Source organism: Nocardiopsis camelliae (genome assembly GCF_028993595.1).
GTDB classification, from domain to species: domain Bacteria; phylum Actinomycetota; class Actinomycetes; order Streptosporangiales; family Streptosporangiaceae; genus Nocardiopsis; species Nocardiopsis dassonvillei.
This window is the reverse complement of record NZ_CP118614.1, coordinates 2,531,597-2,545,564: the sequence shown is the minus strand read 5'-3', so window position 1 is coordinate 2,545,564 and position 13,968 is coordinate 2,531,597. Positions and strand designations below refer to the sequence as shown.

Sequence of the window (13,968 nt, the reverse complement as noted above, 5' to 3'; positions counted from 1 at the left end):
GCCACCAGGGACCACACGCCCATCTCATGCATCAGGAGTCACACGGGCGTCACGCTGTGGTCGTGGTCTTGATGAGCGGCGCGTCCCGCACGAGCATCCGGAACCCGACGCCGTAGTACAGCCCGCGCGCCTCGGGGTGCCCCTGCGCGCCCAGGCAGGCGACCGTCGCGTGCGTGGCCCCGGCCGCCCCCGCCAGGCGCATTCCGTGCAGCAGCATCGCCCTGCCCAGCCCCAGGCGCCGGTAGTCCGGGTGCGTGCCGACCGGCTCGAACTCGACGGTCCCGTTGGCATCGTCGAGCCACATGATCGTCGAGGACGCCATCGTCCCGTCCGGTGCCTCCACCAGGACGTGCAGGTCGCCGCGGTAGCCCGGCGTCCGCCGGACGCCCCGGTAGGCCTCGGCGGTGTACGCCGAGGGGGCCCAGGCGTCCAGATGGGCCCGGACCGCGGCTTCCGGCCCGGCCTCGTCGGCGGTGCGGAACCGGAACCCGGTCGGCAGCACCGGCTGTTCCACGTCGGTGAGGTCGCGTTCGTTGAGCTGGGTCCAGGTCCCGTTGTCGCCGAGCGATTCGGGGTCGGTCCCGTAGCCGTGCGCCGCCCATCGTTCCAGGGCGAACCCGTCGGCGGCGCTGGGCAGCACCGTGCGTTCGAGGCCCGCCGCCGTGGCGTCGTACCAGGCGATCACCTCGTCGACCAGCCCGGCGTGGTCGGGGTGGACCTGGTGCATCAGGTAGGCGCCGGTGACGTCCCTGACCGAGCCGTCGCTCAACCTCACCCGGCGCGGAAGGCGGACCCAGCCCCACGCCACCAGTTCCCCGCCGGAGAACCACAGCCGACGCGGCCAGGTCGCGCCGTCGCTGGCGTGCCCCCGGCCCCAGTTCCAGGCCAGCTCGCCGAACGAGGCGTCGCTGTTCACCAGGTCCGGGCGGCTCGCGGTGACGCGCTGCGCCAGTCCCTGCATGAGCCGCACGTCCGCGGCGGTCACCAGTTGGAAACTCGTCATGGTGGGTCACTGTGTCAGGGCGCCGCGAAGCCGTCGAGCGGTTTTCCGTGGCCGCCGAACGCGGAAGCCAGCAGTGATCGCGCCCCGTCCCCCCGGCGAAGTTCCTTCACCCTCCGCAGACCCCCGCACCCACCAGAAACGGCTAACAGAACGCTGTAAGTCGGGGCACCCGAACGAACACCCGAAACCACCCCTGACCTGCCCTGTCAGCACCACACACCCTGTTCGCACGCTTAGACGAACACCCTGGCGAACACCCCGGCACAGAAACCCGTCAGCCCCCTGTCAGCCGTTCAGCCCCCGCATGCACGGGAAACACGGCTCGGGACCATCCCCGCGTGCGCGGGGAGCACTCCGCGTGCAGGTCTTCCGCGAGCGGGCGCAGGGGACCATCCCCGCGTGCGCGGGGAGCACGCCGCCATCTGCGACATGGCTACCTGCCACTCGGGACCATCCCCGCGTGCGCGGGGAGCACTCAGGTCAGCGGTGCTCACGGCCAGCTCCCTCGGGACCATCCCCGCGTGCGCGGGGAGCACATTTCCTGTATGCAGCGGGTCCTGTTGGACGCGGGACCATCCCCGCGTGCGCGGGGAGCACCGCCGAATTCGAGCGCGAGAGGTTCGCGGAGAGGGACCATCCCCGCGTGCGCGGGGAGCACTCTCAGAGGCGCGCTCAGAGCGGCACACAGGCGGGACCATCCCCGCGTGCGCGGGGAGCACGCGGCCCAGGCCGCGATCCACTGGCGGTCGCCGGGACCATCCCCGCGTGCGCGGGGAGCACACGGTGACAATTCAGGGCGCGAGCTCCTACTCGGGACCATCCCCGCGTGCGCGGGGAGCACGGAGGTGAGCCGCCCGTGGCCCACATCCCCGGGGGACCATCCCCGCGTGCGCGGGGAGCACCCCGACTGGCAGGGCAGCGACCGGACCGGCTTGGGACCATCCCCGCGTGCGCGGGGAGCACCGAAAATGCACCCGGACCAGGTGGTTCTGTCCGGGACCATCCCCGCGTGCGCGGGGAGCACGCCAACCAGCGCCCCACCGGCGAGGTGGGCTGGGGACCATCCCCGCGTGCGCGGGGAGCACTACGAGTGCCGTTCTGACGCTGTCGCCCGCGGGGGACCATCCCCGCGTGCGCGGGGAGCACCGGGTACCGCTCGCCGGTGGTGGCGCGCTGGAGGGACCATCCCCGCGTGCGCGGGGAGCACGCCGCCCACATCCGAGCGGGCTACACGGTCTGGGGACCATCCCCGCGTGCGCGGGGAGCACCCCTCCACGTCCGACACGACGGTGTCACCGATGGGACCATCCCCGCGTGCGCGGGGAGCACTGGCAAACGTGAGTTCGATCGCCCTACCATGGGGGACCATCCCCGCGTGCGCGGGGAGCACGGTTTGGTCGGGGACTCCAGGCTCGCGCGGCGGGGACCATCCCCGCGTGCGCGGGGAGCACGACCACGGGCAAGAGTGCCCGCGGTGCGCCCCGGGACCATCCCCGCGTGCGCGGGGAGCACCGGCATGATCGCGCAGTCACACCGGGGATGCCGGGACCATCCCCGCGTGCGCGGGGAGCACAGTCGACGACCTGCGAACTTACCAGCGGCAAGCAGCCGTTTTTCCAACTTCTTCAGAAACAGAAATACACACCATAAGCCCCAAAAGAGCCAAAAAGCCCATCAGTAGCCAAAAGCTGTCACTCCACAACACCAAACCTACAGACCATCATCCCCCGCTGTCTGGGGAACCACCGCAGCCGACTCACCCCTCCCCCGGCGAAGCCCCTCCATCCTCCCCAGACCCCCCGCACGCACCAGAAACGGCTAACAGAACGCTATAAGTCGGGGCACCCGAACGAACACCCGAAACCACCCCTGACCTGCCCTGTCAGCACCACACACCCTGTTCGCACGCTTAGACGAACACCCCGGCGAACACCCCGGTACAGAAACCCGTCAGCCCCCTGTCAGCAGTTCACCCCCCCCGCATGCACGGAACTCGGAACAGCGGAAAACACCGCGGAACTCTCCGCAATGGATTCCGGTTGGCTCGCCGCGCTCCCTCCCCCCGGTTCTGAAAGTGGCACGGGCCAACGCCCTTCCCGGAACCCCGGCGGTAGCGAACGAAAACGCTGGGTAGCTGGTGTAGGCGCTGTCCGTCGCACGGGGCCGACGGCGTCTGGACCTGATCGGGAGGGGCAGAGGATGCAGCACAGAAGCGTGTGGACGGTCGTGGAGAACCGACCGGAGTTTCCCCGTCTGAGCCAGGACGTGGAGGTCGACGTCGCGGTGGTGGGAGGCGGCATCGTCGGGCTGACGACCGCGCTGCTGGCGCGGCGGGCCGGTGCGGGCAGCGTCGCGGTGCTGGAGGCGGGACGCCTGGGACGGGGCACGACGGGGCACACCACCGGCAAGGTCACCTCCCAGCACGGACTGGTCTACGCGGGGCTGGTCGACCGCTACGGCCAGGACCTGGCCCGCGTGTACGCCGACGCCAACCAGGCCGGGGTGGAACTGGTCGCCGAACTGGCCGGTGAGTACGGCATCGACTGCGACCTCACCCGTGCGCCCGCCGTGGCCTACACCCGTGACCCCGGGCGGCGCCGGACCCTGGAGGAGGAGGCGGCCGCGGCCCAGCGCCTGCGCCTTCCGGCGTCGCTGGTGGAGACGACCGACCTGCCCTTCGGGATCGAGGCGGCGGTACGGTTCGACCACCAGCTGCACTTCCACTCGGGCCGCTACGTCGCCGGGCTGGCCGAGGCGCTCTCGGCGGTCGGCGGCCAGGTGTTCGAGCACACCCGCGTGCTGGAGGTGGACGAGGAGCGGGACGGCACCGTGCGCGTGCGCACCGACGACGCGACGGTCCGCGCAGGCTCCGTGGTGGTGGCGACGCTGTTGCCGATCAACATGATCGGGGGGTACTTCGCCAGGACCCGCCCCTTCCGGTCCTTCGGGCTGGCGGCCCGGCTCCACGGTCCGGCACCCCAGGAGATGGCGATCTCCATCGACTCGCCCAGCAGGTCCACGCGCCCCTGGCTGGACCGCGGCCCCAACGGGCTGATCGTGGTGGGCGGCGGTCACGAGACCGGCACCGGGCAGGACACCCGGGCGTTGTGGGACGACCTGGAACAGTGGACCAGGTCCACCTTCGACGTGGACGCGGTGGAGTACCGCTGGTCCGGTCAGGACTACACCACGGCCGACCAGGTGCCCTACATCGGTCGTTCGTCGATGAACGACCGGATCCTGGTGGCGACGGGGTTCAACAAGTGGGGCCTGAGCAACGGCACCGCCGCCGCCGTCATCCTGAGCGATCTCCTGCGGGGCCGCGACAACCCCTGGCTGGCGATGTTCGACGCGACCCGCGTCGGTGACGCCAAGGCCGTGGGACGGCTGATCAAGGACAACCTCAAGGTCGGCGCGGACATGGTCGGCGGACACCTGGGCCGGCTGTATCCCCACCACGCCCGCCACCTGGACCGGGGCCAGGGCGGCGTCATCGAGATCGACGGCGACTCCGTCGGCGCGTACCGCGACGAGCGGGGCGGGCTCCACGCCGTCAGCCTGAACTGCACCCACCTGGGCTGCCGACTGGCCTGGAACGCGGCGGAGACCAGCTGGGACTGCCCCTGCCACGGCTCCCGGTACGACACCGACGGCAGCGTGCTCAACGGCCCGGCGGTCACGCCCCTGCCCACCGTCGACCTCGACGACGACTGACCCCCACCGTCGGATCCGGGGCCCGGCCCCGGAGGTGCCGGGCGTACGCGCACCGGGCCCGGCCCCCGGGGCGGCGCGAAGGCCTACCGTGGGCGCATGGTGTTGATACGGGTCTTCGAAACCGCCGAGGAGCGCTGAACCGATGTCGCTGGCCGAACGCCTCCAGAGCCTGTTCGTGGCCCTGGCCGCCCTGATCGGCCTCGGGGCCGGGTTGGCGCTGCCCGTCGGCCCGGCGGCCGAGCACGTGGTGCTGCCCGCCCTGCTGGCGATGCTCACCGCCGTGTTCGTGCAGATGGACGCCGCCCACGTGGGCGAGGTCGGGCGCGCCAGGACCCTGGTCGCCGTCAGCCTGGTGCTCAACTTCGTGTTCACCCCGGCCCTGGCCTGGGCCCTGGGATCGGGGCTGCTCGGAGGCGAACCGGACTTGCGCATCGGTCTGCTGTTGCTGCTGGTGACCCCGTGCACGGACTGGTATCTCGTCTTCACCGCCATGGCGCGCGGGCACACCGGCATCGCCGCCGCACTGCTGCCGGTCAACCTCGTCCTCCAGCTCGCGCTGCTGCCGGTGTACGTACTGCTGTTGGGCGGGCGGGCCGCCATGGTCGACGCCGCCACCCTGGCCGAGTCGGTCCTGCTCGTCCTCGTCGTCCCGCTGGCCCTGGCCGCGGTGCTGCGGTGGGCCTCGCAGCGGTTCAAGGGGGCGGCCTGGCGCGAGCGGTACGTCACCGGACCGGCCTCGCGTCTGGTCCTGCCGCTGCTGTACGCGGCCGTGCTGGCGATGTTCGCCTGGCAGGCCCGCACCGTCCTGGAGCACGGCGCCGACCTGCTCGCCCTGCTGCCGCCGCTGGCGGTCTTCTTCGTGGCGCTGCCCCTGATCGCCACCGGCCTGTCCCGGGTGCTGCGCCTCCCGGCGGACCAGGGGGTCACCCTGGTCATGACCACCACGGCCCGCAACTCGCCCATCGCGCTGGCCATCGCGGTCGCGGCCTTCCCCGACCGGCCCCTGATCGCGGTCGCGCTGGTGGTGGGACCGCTGGTGGAGCTGCCCGTGCTGGCCCTGCTCGCGCAGTTGGTGAGGGTCCGGCGGCCCGCCGCGAACGGGCCCGCTCCGGCCCGGACACACCAGGGGCACGGCCCGGAGCGCTGACCGCCCCGGGCTCCGGGCCGCCCCCGACGCCGCGTCAGGTCGCGTCGCCGCCCCCGTCCGCAGCCTCCTCCCGGAGGAGGTCGCTCAGACGTTTCAGCACCCGCAGCTGCGCGGGGTTGTACAACTGCACCATCGCTTCGGCCATCGTGCGTTCGGCGCGCTCCGCGCCGCCCGGCGCGTCACCGGCGGGGTCGGCCGACCACGGGTTCTCCTCACTCCGTCTGCGCACGACCGGCAGCATGCGCGCGGCGAGGCGGTCGATCGCGGCGTCGTCCGCGTCCTCGGGAAGGGCCTCGAACTCCTCGTCCGTCTCGTCGGGGTCGCTGATCAGTTCGCGGAACTTCTCGACGGACTTCTCGCTGAGAACGGTCGAGTAGACCATCAGCAACGACCGCTGCCGGTCGGAGAACTCGTGGGAGACCGGCGCGAACGCGGGGGGAACGTAGGCCGGTGCGCGGTGGCGCAGGATGACGGCCAGCTCCGCCCGCACGCGGTTGAGCCGGTCGACCGTCGCCTCCAACTCCTTGTCCAGCACCCGGATCGCCTCGTCCGGGTCCTCGTCCGCCCGTCCCATCGAGGCCACCTCCGACAGCGGGACGCCCAGATCGCTCAAGCGCTTGATCTGGAGCAGACGGACCAGGTGCGGAACCTGGTACTGCTTGTAGCCGTTCGCCGTCCGCTCCGGCACGTCCAGCAGGCCGACCTCGTGGTAGTACCGGACGGCCTTCACCGTGGTGTTGGCCAGCTCGGCGAGCTGCTGAGTACTCCAGGCCACGCGATGCCTCCTCCTCCGCCGCGACCGCGGGCGGCGCCGCGCCCCACGCGGACACCCAGTCCACACCCTGCCCCGAGGGCCGGGTCAAGCGGCGTGCCCTCGTTCGCCCCCGTTCGTCCGCCGTCCCCGGCACCGGACGGCTCCCGGGCTTGACCCTGCCCCGAGGGCAGCCTTTCGAATGGGGGCGAACGCCGATCGTGACCGGTTCGCGACCGAGCATGCCGGGTGCGCCCCCAGCGGCGACGGGCATGCGGCGGCCCCGGTTCCGTGCCAGGTCGGCCACAGGTACTCACGAGCGGACAGGGAGCCCGAAGTGATCAAGGAACGCCGACGGCGCGAGGCGGCCAAGCGGGTCAAGGACGGAAACGGCCGTCCGCTCAAACGCTTCCGCTGGTGGCAGCCGCTCTCCCGCGCCCTGTTCCACCTGCCCCTGACCGACGGCGACGGGCACCGCGCGGTCTACTCCGTCGACGTGCCCTACTGGCAGCGGGTCATGACCGAGGACGGCAAGGGCAGGGCCCACCTCTACCTGGACGGCAGGCACCACCTGGAGTCCACGCTCCCGGCGGTCTTCCCGGTGCCGGGAGGGGTGGTCGAGGTGGAGTCGACGGCCTTCGGGCTCAAACGCTGCCACTACGTGACCGCCGGGGGCGACGAGCGCCAGCTCGTTCCGGACGAACGCTCGGCGGAGGGCCGCCGCGCCCGCCTGGACCGCGAGCGCCCGGCGCTGAGCCGCCTGGTCAGGGCGGTGTCGCTGGTCCTGCTGGTCGTGCCGGTCCTTCTCGTCGTCCCGCAGATCGTCGAGGCGGTCTCGCAGGTGCCGCCGATAGCAGAACGCTTCGGCGCCTTCACCTCACCCGTCGACCTGCCGCTGTGGCTCAACGTCGCGCTCGGGTTGTGCGCCTCGACCTCCAGCGTGGAACGGGCGACCCGGCTGCGCTGGAACGCGCTGCTGGACAGCGCCAACTGAACGCCGACGCCGCGGACGCGCGTTCGCGCGGCGCGGCACCGAGTACCGCGAGCCCCGGCGGCTCCCCCGACCCCATCGAACCGACCCCGTCGAACACGGAGCCAGACACATGCGAAGCCTTCACAAGCCCTTCCGGATCATCCGCGCGAACCTCGGCGCCTACCTCGTGATGAACGCGATCGCCTACGGCGTGTTCCTCGTCGGCATGGGGGCGGCCCTGGCCTTCCCCGAGCTGAACGCCGCCCAGGTCGGCTCCCAGCAGGAGGACGGGACGGCCGACCTGGTGGGTGAGCTGTTCGCGAACCCCTGGCTGTTCGGCCTGATCATCTTCGGGGTCAACGTGCTGACCGTCGCCGTGCTGAGGATCATGCTGCCCTCGATGATCGTGCCCTTCGCCGGGATCCCCCTGTTCGCCTACAAGGCGTACGAGACCGGCGTGATCCTCGCACCCCTCGACGAGGCCACGGCCACGCTGATGATCCCGCACTCGCTGGCGGTCGTCATCGAGTTCCAGGCCTACGCCCTGTTCATGCTCGGCGCCTACCTCCTCGGGAGGGCCTGGCTGCGCCCCGCGGCGGTCGGCGCCCCCGACCGCCGTCGCGGCTACCTGTACGGCCTCCGGCAGGCCGGCTGGTTGAGCCTGCCCGCGCTGGCGCTGCTCGTCGTCGGCGCGGCCTACGAGGCCTTCGAGCTCGTCTACCTGGTCCCCCGCATGCTCGCGGGCTGATCCCGAAACGTCAGCGGGACGGGGGACCACCAGCGGAGCACCCGGCCGCCCACGACGACCGGGTGCTCGCGCGTCGGCGCCGCCGAGACGCTCCCCGCCGGGGCGCACCGCGCGACGGCTTCCCAGGCGCCCGCCCCGGCCGTCCCAGGAGACACCGGGACCGCACCGAACAACGGCTTCCCAGGCGCCGGACGCGGCATGGTCGTCGCCCTCGCCGCCCGTGGGCCGAAGGCGGACTACCCCCCGACGGCGCGGCCCGCGTAGTCGGGCGCGGGTTCGGCGAGGGCGGCCAGGCGCGCGGCGGCCTCCTCGGGGAAGGGGACCGCCCGGCCCAGGGCCTGGTCGACGTGGAGCGCCATCAGCTCCTCGGTCGCCACCAGGACCTCGCCGACCCGCATCTCGTGGCAGATCCGCGCCTTCTTGGCGCCGGGCCGGTCCGGGCCCGGACCGACCACCCGGGTGCGGACCTCGACCTCGTCGTCCGCGGCGACCTCGCGCAGGTAGCGCACGTGCGCCTCCACCGTGTACAGCGAGCAGCCGGACCGCTCGCGGTAGGCGGCGTCCAGGCCGACCCGGTCCATCAGCGCGTCCGTCGCGAACCCGAAGACCAGGACGTAGTAGGCCTCGCTGAGGTGGCCGTTGTAGTCGATCCACTCGGGCCGCAGCCTCTGGGTGAGCGTCGCGCTCACGCGTCCGCCCCCGCCCGCTCGGCGGCCTCGGCGGCCTCGGCGCGTTCGACCTCCTCCAGCGCGCGGGCCACCGCGATCAGACGGCGGTCGCGCTGGGCGATCAGCTCGGCGGTGGAGCGCCCGGCCACGACCTCGTCCGTGCCCGCGACCATGCGGTCGCGCAGCTCGGCGGTGAGTTCGGGCGCCTCCAGGCGGGTCCACGGGGACTTCAGGGACGGACCGAAGTGGTCGAGCATGTGCGCCATGCCGCCCTCTCCCCCGGCCAGGTGGAAGGTCAGGCAGGGGCCGAAGAAGGCCCAGCGCAGCCCGGGTCCGCTGGTCATCGCCAGGTCGATCTGCTCGACGGTCGCCTCCCCCTCGGCGACCATGTGCAGGGCCTCGCGCCAGGCGGCCTCCTGGATCCGGTTGCCGATGAACCCCGGCAGCTCCCGGTCCATGGTGATCACCGACTTGCCCGCGGCGCGGTAGAAGTCCGAGGCCCACTCGACGGCCCACCGTTCGCTGCGCTCACCGCCGACCACCTCGACCAGGGGCACCAGGTAGGGCGGGTTGAACGGGTGCCCGACGACGAGCCTCCCCGGTGTGCGGGCCCCCACCTGCATCTCGCTCATGCTGTAGCCGGAGGTGGACGAGGCGACGACCACGCCCTCGGGGGCGGCGGCGTCGATCTCGGCCAGCAGGTCGATCTTCAGGTCGAGGCGCTCCGGTGCGCTCTCCTGGACGAAGTCCGCGTCGGCCACGGCCTCGGCCAGCGTGTCCACGACCAGCAGGTTCGCCGTGTCGGCCCCCTCTGCCAGGCCCAGCTCCTCCAGGGCGGGCCAGGCCGAGGAGACCAGCCCGCGCAGCTTGCTCTCGGCGTCCGGGGCGGGGTCCCAGGCGACCACCCGGTAGCCGCGGCCCAGGAAGTGGGCCACCCAGCCGCCCCCGATGACCCCCGCTCCGACGCAGGCGACCGTGCGCACGGCCTCGGGGGTGGTTCTCGCATTCTCCGTCATCGTGCTCCTCGTGTGGTCGGCGGTTGGTGTGGGACGGCGGCTAGGCGGCGCTGCGGAGCCCGAGCATGGTGCGGGCCTCGGCCGGTGTGGCCACGCGGGCGCCGAGCTGCTCGATGATGTTGACGGCCTTCTCGGTGAGCTGGCCGTTGGTGGCCTTCACCCCGCGGCTGAGGTAGAGGTTGTCCTCCAGCCCCACCCGGGCGTGCCCGCCGAGCAGCACCGACTGCGCCACCCACGGCATCTGCTTGCGGCCGATGGAGAAGCTCGCCCACTGCGCGCCCTCGGGGAGCAGGTTCACCATCGACTGCAGGACGCCCGGGTCCGACGGCGCCCCGTAGGGGATGCCGGTGCACAGCTGGAACAGCGACGGGTCGTCGATGAGGCCCTCGGCGTGCATGGTCTTGGCGAACCACAGCTGGCCGGTGTCGAAGATCTCCAGTTCCGGGCGGACCCCGAGTTCCTGGATGCGCTTGGCGCCCGCGCGCAGCATGTCCGGGGTGGAGATGTAGACCTGGCTCCCGTCACCGAAGTTCAGGCTGCCGCAGTCCAGGGTGCAGATGTCGGGCAGCAGTTCCTCCACGTGCGGCAGGCGGTCCAGGCCGTTGACGAGGTCGGTGCCCTCCTCGAACTTGAGCGGGTCCTCCTGGCCGATGACCAGGTCGCCGCCCATGCCCGCGGTGAGGTTGATGACGATGTCCACGCCGGTCTGGCGGATGCGGTCGACGACCTCCCGGTAGAGGGCGTTGTCCCGGGAGGGGGCGCCCGTCTCGGGGTCGCGGACGTGGATGTGCACCACGCTGGCGCCGGCCCCGGCGGCCTCGACCGCGGCGGCGGCGATCTGCTCGGGTGTCACCGGCACGTGCTCGCTGCGGCCGACGGTGTCCCCGGCGCCGGTGAGGGCGCAGGTCAGGATGGGTTTGGGGTTCATGGTGTCGCTCATGGCGGTGCTCCGTCTCCGTGTGTGCGGCATTGCGGGTTCTGTGAACGGGCGGCCCTCGGGGGCCGGATGGGGCGTTTTCGGGCGCGCGGAACCGAGGTCGGGGCTCCGGAAGGGGTTAGGGCCGGGTCGGGTGCGGGTCGGCTCAGTCCCCCGGGGCCCGGCGGCGGCCCAGGACGTCGCTGTCGATGACCGAGCGCAGGGTGTCACGCATGTGGGCGACCGACCGCCCGGGCATCCCGGTCATGACCTGGATGCCCATGCCGTCGATGAGGGCGGTGAGGCGTCTGGTCATCTCCTCGACGTCGAAGTCGGCGAAGACCCCGCTCTCCCTGCCCTCGCGCAGGGTGCGGGCGATGGTCTCGTGCCAGCGCAGGTAGGAGTCGGCGTGCAGCCCGCGCATCCCCGGGTCCAGCGCCGCTGCCGTCCAGACCTGGAGCCAGATCGACCACTCCAGCCGCAGGCGCTCGGAGTCGGGGAGCTGGAGTTCGATGAGCCGCAGGAGGCGCTCGTAGGGGTCCTCGATGGTGTGCAGCCCCGCGACCTGGCGGTCGAAGGCCTGCTTCACCGAGTGGCGCAGCGCCTCCACCAGCAGGTCGTTGAGGGTCGGGAAGTAGTAGTGGACGGTGGCGCTGGACGTCCCGCACGCCTGGGCGACCTGGGCGACGCGGACCGAGTGGAAGCCGCGTTCGGCGATGAGGGTCCACGCGGCCTCGATGATCTGGAGTCTGCGGCTGTGCTCCCGGGCGGCCGTGGGGTGGTCCGCCAGGCTCGCGGAGGTCGGCCGCACCGCCGAGGAGTCGCGCGGTACCGCCGAGACCGTCTCGGCGTCGTCCTTGCCGTTGAGCAGCCAGTTGACCGTCACCCCGGTCTCGTCGGCGATACCGGCCAGTTCCAGGGCGGTGAAGCGCCGGGTGCCGGTCAGGGACTTGGAGAGTTTGCTGGGGTCGATGCCGAGTCTGGTCGCGAACTGGCGCTGGGAGAGGCCGGATCGGCGGATCGCCTCGCGGGCCCTGCCGCGCACGTCGTCGGCCACGTTGTCGCTCACGGTGGGAACGTAACAGCACGATGGCGATTTTCGCAACGCGGACGTGGTTGTCACTTCGTTACACAGGCATCGGCCCGTGCGCCCCACTACCCACGAAACCCTTGCTACCAAACGCTTTCCCTCATAACAGCAGCGCACGGCAGCAGGCGGGAACAGCGGTGAGGCGATTCTGACTGGTTGATTAGTCAAGCGCAACACAGTAGTAACTGGATGGTCCACGCCCTCGACCCCGGAGGTGACCCGAGCTATCCGCTGGAACATCGACAACAAAGTCTTCTGGCCCGCGCTGATCATGGTGATCGGCTTCAGCGCGCCGTTCGTGATCGCGCCGCAGACGGGTGAACGCCTGCTCGGCGAGGTCCTGTCCTGGCTACAGTCCGACCTGGGCTGGGTGTACATGTGGTTCGTCGTCGGACTCGCGGTACTGCTCGGCTGGCTGCTCTTCAGCAGGCACGGCCGCATCAGGATGGGCGGCCCCGACGACCGCCCCGAGTTCTCCACACCCACCTGGCTGGCGATGATCTTCACCGCCGCGATCGGCGGCGGCCTCATGTACTGGGGGATCATCGAGTGGGCGCACTACCACGTGGACCCCCCGTTCCAACTCGAACCGCACAGCGCCGAGGCCGCCGAGTGGTCGGCCACCTACCCCCTCTTCCACTGGGGCCCCACCGCCTGGGCGGTCTTCTGCGTCCCGACCCTGGCCCTGGCCTACGCCTACCACGTGCGCAGAATCCGCCGCCTGCGCCTGAGCGAGGCCTGCCGCGGGGTGCTCGGCGACCGCGTCGACCGCTGGCCGGGACGCCTGATCGACGTCTTCTTCATCCTCGGGATGATCGGGGCGGCGGGAACCTCGCTGGCCCTGGCCGTGCCCACCGTCGCCGAGGGCGCCTCCCGCATGCTGGGCTTCGAGCCGGGCGCCACCCTCAACACCATCGTCATCGGCCTGTGGACCGTGCTGTTCGGGGGCAGCGTCGCCCTGGGCCTGCACCGCGGCCTCAAGCGCCTGGCCAACCTCAACCTCTACCTGGCCGCCGCCCTGGGCGTCCTGGTCCTGGTGCTGGGCCCGGCGGTCTTCGTCATCGACACCTTCACCAACAGCGTCGGCATGCTCGCCCAGAACATCGTGCGGATGAGCACCTATACCGACCCGGTCGGCGGGTCCGGCTTCGAGGAGATCTGGACGGTCTTCTACTGGGGCTGGTGGATCTCCTACGGGCCCTTCGTCGGCATGTTCTGCGCCAAGATCTCCAAGGGGCGCACCGTCCGGCAGATCATCGTCGGCATGTGCGGCTTCGGCAGCCTGGGCTGCTGGCTCTCGTTCGCGCTGCTCGGCAACTCCAGCATGGCCTTCGAGCTGAGCGGGCAGGCGCCCATCGTCGACACCCTGGAGTCCGAGGGCGCGGTCCCGGCCATCTTCGCCACGCTGGAGGCGTTCCCGCTCAGCTGGATCATCACCCCGCTGTTCCTGCTGCTGTTGCTGGTCTTCCTGGCCACCACGCTGGACTCCGCGTCCTACATCATGGGCTCGGCCACCTCCCGTGACCTGCCCAACGAGGTCGAGCCCTCCCGGTCCAACCGCGTGCTCTGGGCCGTCGTCCTCGCGGCGGTGTCGGTCTCGGTGATGTCGGCCGGAGGCACCGACGCGTTGCAGACCCTGTCGGTCGTGACCGCCTTCCCGCTGATCTTCATCCTGAGCCTGGTCGCCGCCTCCCTGGTGCGCTGGCTCCGCGAGGACGAGCGCTACCGTTCCGGCGCTGCGGGCCCCGACCCCGGTGCCGGTCCTGGAGCCGAGCCCGGCCTCGGTCCGGACCGAGGGGAGGAAGCGGGACTGGACACGCCTCCGTCCCCGCCGACCCCGGCTGCGAGGTGACCCCTGCGCGCGCGGGGAGCACGCGGCGTCGGCCAGGAGCACGGTGACGTCGTCGGGCCATCCCCGCGTGCGCGGGGAGCACCACGGGCG

11 protein-coding genes and 1 CRISPR repeat array are annotated in these 13,968 nt (G+C 71.7%); of the genes, 5 read left to right on the top strand and 6 right to left on the bottom strand.

Annotation, left to right across the window (positions count from 1 at the left end; all coding sequences use genetic code 11):
* Positions 1–49: 49 nt before the first annotated feature.
* The gene (locus PV789_RS11115; RefSeq protein WP_274977337.1) at positions 50–1,003 is read right to left on the bottom strand and encodes a GNAT family N-acetyltransferase; all 954 of its coding nucleotides are present in this window, start codon (positions 1,001–1,003) and stop codon (positions 50–52) included.
* Positions 1,004–1,327: 324 nt separating this feature from the next.
* Positions 1,328–2,576: a CRISPR direct-repeat array (repeat unit 29 nt; unit sequence GGGACCATCCCCGCGTGCGCGGGGAGCAC).
* Between the two features lie 626 nt (positions 2,577–3,202).
* On the opposite strand from PV789_RS11115, the gene PV789_RS11110 reads away from it, so the two are divergent.
* Both PV789_RS11110 and PV789_RS11105 read left to right on the top strand, forming a co-directional pair.
* Positions 3,203–4,717, top strand: a complete 1,515-nt coding sequence (locus tag PV789_RS11110; RefSeq protein ID WP_274977336.1) for an FAD-dependent oxidoreductase — start codon at positions 3,203–3,205, stop codon at positions 4,715–4,717.
* Positions 4,718–4,859: 142 nt separating this feature from the next.
* Positions 4,860–5,864 carry an arsenic resistance protein gene (locus tag PV789_RS11105; RefSeq protein ID WP_274977335.1) on the top strand — a complete coding sequence of 335 codons (1,005 nt, stop codon included), beginning with the start codon at positions 4,860–4,862 and terminating at the stop codon, positions 5,862–5,864.
* Positions 5,865–5,898: 34 nt separating this feature from the next.
* Here the strand turns inward: PV789_RS11105 and PV789_RS11100 are convergent, their stop codons facing one another.
* Positions 5,899–6,639 carry a MerR family transcriptional regulator gene (locus tag PV789_RS11100; protein WP_274977334.1) on the bottom strand — a complete coding sequence of 247 codons (741 nt, stop codon included), beginning with the start codon at positions 6,637–6,639 and terminating at the stop codon, positions 5,899–5,901.
* A gap of 313 nt (positions 6,640–6,952) precedes the next feature.
* On the opposite strand from PV789_RS11100, the gene PV789_RS11095 reads away from it, so the two are divergent.
* Both PV789_RS11095 and PV789_RS11090 read left to right on the top strand, forming a co-directional pair.
* Positions 6,953–7,609 carry a hypothetical protein gene (locus tag PV789_RS11095; RefSeq protein ID WP_274977333.1) on the top strand — a complete coding sequence of 219 codons (657 nt, stop codon included), beginning with the start codon at positions 6,953–6,955 and terminating at the stop codon, positions 7,607–7,609.
* A gap of 109 nt (positions 7,610–7,718) precedes the next feature.
* On the top strand, positions 7,719–8,336 hold the full coding sequence (locus PV789_RS11090; RefSeq protein WP_274977332.1) for a stage II sporulation protein M: 618 nt from the start codon (positions 7,719–7,721) through the stop codon (positions 8,334–8,336).
* 236 nt (positions 8,337–8,572) lie between these two features.
* Here the strand turns inward: PV789_RS11090 and PV789_RS11085 are convergent, their stop codons facing one another.
* The 4 genes from PV789_RS11085 to PV789_RS11070 all read right to left on the bottom strand — a co-directional run bounded on the left by PV789_RS11085 (position 8,573) and on the right by PV789_RS11070 (position 12,005).
* Complete coding sequence (locus PV789_RS11085; protein WP_248769774.1) at positions 8,573–9,025, bottom strand: thioesterase family protein; 453 nt, start codon at positions 9,023–9,025, stop codon at positions 8,573–8,575.
* Positions 9,022–10,020 carry a 3-hydroxyacyl-CoA dehydrogenase NAD-binding domain-containing protein gene (locus PV789_RS11080; protein WP_274977331.1) on the bottom strand — a complete coding sequence of 333 codons (999 nt, stop codon included), beginning with the start codon at positions 10,018–10,020 and terminating at the stop codon, positions 9,022–9,024. Before PV789_RS11080 ends, PV789_RS11085 begins: the two co-directional genes overlap by 4 nt.
* Positions 10,021–10,060: 40 nt before the next feature.
* On the bottom strand, positions 10,061–10,960 hold the full coding sequence (locus PV789_RS11075) for a beta-keto acid cleavage family enzyme (RefSeq protein WP_274977330.1): 900 nt from the start codon (positions 10,958–10,960) through the stop codon (positions 10,061–10,063).
* A gap of 142 nt (positions 10,961–11,102) precedes the next feature.
* Entirely contained in the window at positions 11,103–12,005 is a 903-nt protein-coding gene (locus PV789_RS11070; protein WP_274977329.1) for a TetR/AcrR family transcriptional regulator, read from the bottom strand.
* A 235-nt stretch (positions 12,006–12,240) separates the two neighbouring features.
* On the opposite strand from PV789_RS11070, the gene PV789_RS11065 reads away from it, so the two are divergent.
* Positions 12,241–13,878 carry a BCCT family transporter gene (locus tag PV789_RS11065; protein WP_274977328.1) on the top strand — a complete coding sequence of 546 codons (1,638 nt, stop codon included), beginning with the start codon at positions 12,241–12,243 and terminating at the stop codon, positions 13,876–13,878.
* Positions 13,879–13,968 lie beyond the last annotated feature (90 nt).

What these genes read in the sequence shown, in the direction of transcription:
- PV789_RS11090 (WP_274977332.1), top strand. Translation starts at nt 7,719, where the DNA reads ATGCGAAGCCTTCACAAGCCCTTCCGGATCATCCGCGCGAACCTCGGC.
- PV789_RS11080 (WP_274977331.1), bottom strand. Translation starts at nt 10,020, where the DNA reads ATGACGGAGAATGCGAGAACCACCCCCGAGGCCGTGCGCACGGTCGCC.
- PV789_RS11075 (WP_274977330.1), bottom strand. Translation starts at nt 10,960, where the DNA reads ATGAGCGACACCATGAACCCCAAACCCATCCTGACCTGCGCCCTCACC.
- PV789_RS11105 (WP_274977335.1), top strand. Translation starts at nt 4,860, where the DNA reads ATGTCGCTGGCCGAACGCCTCCAGAGCCTGTTCGTGGCCCTGGCCGCC.
- PV789_RS11110 (WP_274977336.1), top strand. Translation starts at nt 3,203, where the DNA reads ATGCAGCACAGAAGCGTGTGGACGGTCGTGGAGAACCGACCGGAGTTT.
- PV789_RS11115 (WP_274977337.1), bottom strand. Translation starts at nt 1,003, where the DNA reads ATGACGAGTTTCCAACTGGTGACCGCCGCGGACGTGCGGCTCATGCAG.